Annotated in this window: 1 protein-coding gene and 2 pseudogenes; 1 reads left to right on the forward strand and 2 read right to left on the reverse strand. The window is 63.4% G+C overall.

What is annotated here, in order from left to right:
- Positions 1-233: 233 nt before the first annotated feature.
- Positions 234-608: pseudogene (locus tag ACFYP3_RS36885) on the forward strand (transposase family protein); the annotation flags it as partial.
- A gap of 140 nt (positions 609-748) precedes the next feature.
- On the opposite strand, the gene ACFYP3_RS36890 reads toward ACFYP3_RS36885, so the two are convergent.
- Together ACFYP3_RS36890 and ACFYP3_RS36895 are read right to left on the reverse strand one after the other, a co-directional pair.
- Positions 749-3,157 (reverse strand): cellulase family glycosylhydrolase, encoded by a 2,409-nt coding sequence (locus ACFYP3_RS36890; protein ID WP_388842422.1) that lies wholly within the window; start codon positions 3,155-3,157, stop codon positions 749-751.
- Between the two features lie 1,268 nt (positions 3,158-4,425).
- Positions 4,426-5,257 (reverse strand): annotated as a pseudogene (locus ACFYP3_RS36895) (IS5 family transposase).
- Between the last annotated feature and the right edge of the window lie 167 nt (positions 5,258-5,424).

Genomic DNA, 5,424 nt, shown 5'->3' on the forward strand with positions numbered 1-5,424 from the left:
AACCGAACTGCCCCCAGCTTCAACCGGATTGCTACGACAACCCGATGGTGAAGGTCTCTCACCTCACTCGACTCCATGGCGCCTCGTGGCGCACCCACCCGCTACGAGAAACGCGCCTACATCTACCTCGGCACCGTCACCCTCGCAGCCCCCGTCATCTGGCTCCGCACATGATCCACGAAGCAGCGCCTAAAGGTTGTTGCAGAAGGCTCGGTTCTGGGCATTTTGCCTGTATAGGTGGGGTGTTGGGGGCTGAGTCGGTGTGGGTGGAGACGTTCACGGGCTTGCGGATGGACCGGTTCGCGAAGTTGGTGAAAGTAGTGAGGGAGCGGGGCGGGAACGGTCCCGGTGGTGGCCGGCCGTGATGCCTGCCGCTGGCGGACCGGGTGCTGCTGGTGGCCGTGTACTACCGCACCAACCTCACGATGCGGCCGCTCGCCCCGCTCTTCGGGATCTCTCCGGCCACCGTCTGCCGCGTGATCAAGCGGCTGCGTCCGGTGCCGGCGCTGGAGCCGGCCCCGAAGCCGGTCGCGGACCTCGAGCGGCTGTGGATCGTGGACGGCACCCTCATCCCTGTCCGCGACCGCACGGTCGGCGCCTCCTCCCAACGGAGCCTCCGTTGTCGGCGTGATGCGTGAGAACACCACCCAACGACGGAGGCTTCGTCATGTCACCACACACCCTCGTTGACCTGCCCATTCTCCCTTCAAGAGCCCGGATGAAAGAGGTTCAGTTACGGGAATAGTGCTTAGGTGTTGTCGACAACGAAGTCCCATACCTGCTTTGGGTCATCCGCTTTGCATGGCTCGGCCTTCAGGTATTCATCGACCACTAGTGTCGCTGTTATGCATTTATTCCCACCCACCCCGCCGCGCACCTTCCCCTCGGCAACGGGCTTCCATTTCTGTCCCGCAACGCCCTCCTGGCAGTTTTTCAGCTGCACAAGATGACTCGAATTGGGGTTGGAATCGGTGAGGCAAAGGGACGAGTAATCAGTCATGTGCAGTTTACCGTCGGAGGCGCTGAAGCTGAAATGCTGCGCATCATTTGCGTTGTTGTCATCGCAGTAGTATCTTGCCAGCCATGGGGTTTCGTTTTCGTTTCCATGTGCATTCCAGCACACATTCTCCGCCTCGTTCAGATTGTTGTTCAGGTAGTAGCGAGGCTTGATTCTGTAAGAAGTTTCCGCCACCGGGAGGGGAGGGATTTCTTTAGCCAGGAGAACGGGGTTTCTGTTGTTTTTCACTGCGGCAATCAGGTCCGTCCTGATTTTCTGGAGGGCGGTCATCTGCATCGTGCTGGCGTTGTGGACGACGAGGAGGAAGTGCTTGGCATCCGCGTCCGTCCCCGTGGGGGCGGGGTCGGTCCAGTACATCAGCCGTCGGCCGCCGTTGTTTGTGTGCGGCTCATCGCGCAGGATGACCTCGTTGGTTTTGCCTGTCGTGGAGGGCGTGGAGGGCAGGGCGGAGGCCTTGTAGATTCCGCTGTCGGTGATGACCATAGTGGTTGCGAGAACGAATTCCCGGGGCAGGTATGTCTGCGTAGGGGCGTTGCTGATTCGCCCCTTCCAGGCTTCGAAGAGAAACTTGCTTTTATTGAAGTAGCATGTATCATTGTCGGCCGGGCAGAGTTTCAGCCAGTTGAGAGGTTTTCCCGAACTGTCGATCGCTTTACTGTTGTAAGCGAAGTTGAGCAGGCCTCCCTGGACGGCCTGCGGGTAGGCCTGGGCGATGAGGTTGCGATCGACCGCCGGTTTGATGACTAGGGCATCATCGCGCTCGACGACGGAATGGTCCTCACCGTTCCAGGCGTCTCCCTTGGTCTGGACGTTGTCCGGGTTTTCGTTCTTCAGCTCGTTGTGATGGTTGCGGTAAAAGTCCCAGTGCCACTGGGTTCCGGAGAGTACGGACGCATTGAAGTCGAGCGTGCTGCTGCCGGGCCGTTTGAGCTGCCCGGAGTTCATGGCCTGGTACATGCCTGCCAGTTCGCGTGACGTGTCCCTGTGTCCGCTCTGGCCGACGGTGGCGCCGAATTCGGAGACGAACGCGGGAGCGCCCCATGTCCGTGCGGCGGAGCGTATAAGGTCGAAGCGGCTCAAGTATTCGCCGTTGGCAGTCGGCACATTCGCGGCAGGTGTACGAACGTCATCAGGCAGGAGGCGTCGGGCGTCGTAGAAGTGCGGCGTAAAGACGATCTTTGCGGTGGCGGTGGGGTTGGCGGTGGTGCCCAGTGCCGCTGGCAGCTTAATGATGCCCAAGGGGCCCGCCTTGATGCCGCCGAGTTGACTGTTCCAAAATACGTTGGGCTCGGCGAACTCGAGCTTGTTCTGCCAGCCGGCCTCGTTCATCGCCGTCCGGATCTTGTTGTAGAACGGCCAGAGCTTGTTTGCGTCCCAATCCGGTGAGCTCTCGTCCATCCCGCCGTCAAAGGGCTCGTTGAACGGCTCGAAGCCCACAATCCGATTCCAGCTGCCGTTCGCCACCAACTTGGTCTTCAGATACGTCAAGGCATCCTTGGCATGCTGGACAAAGGCAGTCTGGATCCCGAGCTTGGTGCCGGCGAGGAGCTCGTCGTCCCAGAACGCCCTAGCGGCTGGCCGCACCCCTTTGGAGTCCATCACCTGAGCCTGACCCCATCTGTCTTCTCCCCCGAGGCAAGTACTGATCCCCAGCACACCCGTACAGCCTTCGTTGCCGGTCAGGTCGAGTCCCTTGACTGCCCAGGCCGGCATGCCGTCGCCGGTGTACTTCGAGTCCTTCCTGAACAGTGCACGGGCCATGAGGTCCTGGTGGTACTCCACGATCACGCGCAGCCCGAGCTTGGTGGCCTCGTGGATCTGGTTGGCGGCCTTGTCCAGGTAGGCCTTGTCCATCGTCCCCTGGGAAACGGGCTCGGAGCCCTCCCACAGGAGCTGGAAGCGCACTACGTTCGAGCCAGCCACCTTTTTCATGGCGGTGAAGGACGCCTTGGCGTCCGCGATGGTTTTGAAGGGCAGGAACTGGGTTTCTTTTAGTTTGGTGGACCCGGACACCGCGTAGCCACGTAGCACCGCCTGCCTGCCGTAGCCGTCAACGAAAATCTTGTCGCTGGGGTCGGCAAGCCCCGTCGCGGAGGAAATAGCGTCTGCTTTTGTGATGTCATCGGGCAACGTGTGCACCGGGTCGGCTCCAGCAGGGGGGACACTCGCCGTGAGCAGGACGGCACCCGCGCCCGCTGACATGGCGAGGCTGCGCCACCGGATCCCCCGCGTACAGGCCGTTCTGGAAGCCGGTGCGGGGGGCGCTATAAGGGCCGGCAAGGCTGGACCTGCCTGCGCAGCCGGCGGTTCCCCGCAGGCCTTCACCCGCAATCGCGCTCGCTGCCCGCCCTCCTCAAGCTCCCCCGCCCGGGGCTTCCGCCTTCGGTATCTGTTCACGAGACTCTCCGCTCTGTGAGAAAGAAGGGCCGCGGCCCCACAACCAGCCGCTGACGCTGGCGGTGCACGAGGCAGCCGCCGCCATCCGGGAGTTCGGCGGTGAGGGCGCGGGCTGCGGCAGCACAGGGAAACAAACGCTAACCCTTGATGACTGTCTGACAGTGGCCTGCAGGTTCCTTTGCCATACACAGAGCGCCAGTGCTGCCCAGTCTGACGCGCGAAGCGGACAGCCCCGGCGCAGCCGGGGGAATCCGTCCCGGTACTGCCGCCGTGAGCATCTGCTGACCCGAGTCGGGGTGATCAAGTGGCGCTGCTGATCACCGCAAGGCCGATCGCTTGCAGTACGCTGGCACCGCTCCCATTGAACCTCTTTCATCCTGAGTAGGTGCAGGTCAGAAGGGTGTGGATGGCCTTCACGGTGGTGCCATTGGTGGAGCATCGCGACTGCTGGAACCTTCCACGACTTCAGGAGGGCGCGTTCGCCGGGGGCTCGGAGTCGGGCGTGGTCGCGGTTTATCTGCTGGTAGTGCTCCGGCTGGATCCGGTGGTAGTAGGTGTCAACGCTCCCTGAAACTTGGCCCTGGATCACTTTCCGATCTGCTCCTTGTATTCGGGGTCGCGGCCCCGGGCCTGCGGTTGAGATGTGACACATCTGTACCTCCACCCGACAGGGATGAGGAGAAGAGCGAAGGGTGCGGGCAATGCAATTGATTTGGGTGCGAGGGCGATGACCTTCGGCTGGGCGCTTCCATGCCCCGGTGCCCGTCCGGCGCCGTGTCCGGTGCGGCTCATGTTTAGGGTGAATGCATCACCGTCGCCACGACCATCACATGCACCTACACCGAGACCGGAGAACACAGCCTGCTTCTTCCTGCCGTTGCGGGCAGGGTCGACGTGACCGCGGTCGGCGAGGTCCGCTCGTACGCTGTGAGGATTTTCGAAGCCTCCGGGCCCCAGAACTGACCTACCTCGGACTACCGCGGGGACGGCCCTAGGTTCTGTCTCTTTGGTCAGTGTCGGGTCCGGATGAGGATGCCGGCGAGGTGGAGTGCGGCCTGGTAGGCGATGGCGAGTTTGTCGGTTCGTGTGGCCAGGCCGCGCCATTGCTTGAGGCGGTTGATGCAGCGTTCGACGGCGTTTCGTTGCTTGTAGGCCTCGCGGTCGAAGCCGGGCGGGCGGCCTCCGTGACGGCCTCGCCGTTGGCGGTGGCCGATCTGGTCGGACGGCTGCGGGATGACCGCGCGGATTCCCCGGCGCCGCAGAGGGGCCCGGATCGCGCGGGAGGAGTAGGCGCGGTCGGCCAGGACGACCGCGGGCCTGGTTCGGGGCCTGCCCGGACCGGTGCGGGGCACGCGGATACGGTCCAGCACCGTCTCGAAGGCAGGTGCGTCACCGGCCTGGCCTGCCGTGACGGTGAAGGCCAAGGGTCGGGCCCGGCCGTCGGCCGCCAGGTGGACCTTGGTGCTCAGGCCTCCGCGGGAGCGTCCGAGTGCGTGATCGGCCGGCTCCCGGCGTCCCGCCGCCCCTTTTTGAGTGCTCCGGCGGCGTGCTGGTGCGCTCGGACGACGGTCGAATCGACGGAGACGGTCCAGTCGATGTCGTCGGCGGCGTCCGCCGCGGCCAGGACCGAGGCCAGGATCCGTTCCCAGGTTCCATCGACGGCCCATCTGACCAGCCGTTTTTGTGAGCGGTCCGGAACGACCCGAGCTCGTCGGGCAGGTCCCGCCAGGGCGAGTTGGTGCGGTACTTCCAGGCGATGGCTTCCAGGGTGCGCCGGTGGTCGGCCCATCGTCGTCCACGGACCGGATCGGCCGGCATCAGCGGCTCGATCCGGTCCCACATCGCATCAGTGATCACTAATCGGACAGACACATCCGATCAACTGACCAACCCATCAAAGAGACACGCGCTAGCGACCTGAGTCAGAGATTCACTGTTAGTCGGGCATGAGTCGTCCAGGCCCGAAGATTCCGCCGTTGTCGGTCACCGATGCCCAGCGGGCGGTGCTG

Origin of the sequence: Streptomyces sp. NPDC005533, assembly GCF_042871845.1 — a bacterium.
GTDB lineage: Bacteria > Actinomycetota > Actinomycetes > Streptomycetales > Streptomycetaceae > Streptomyces.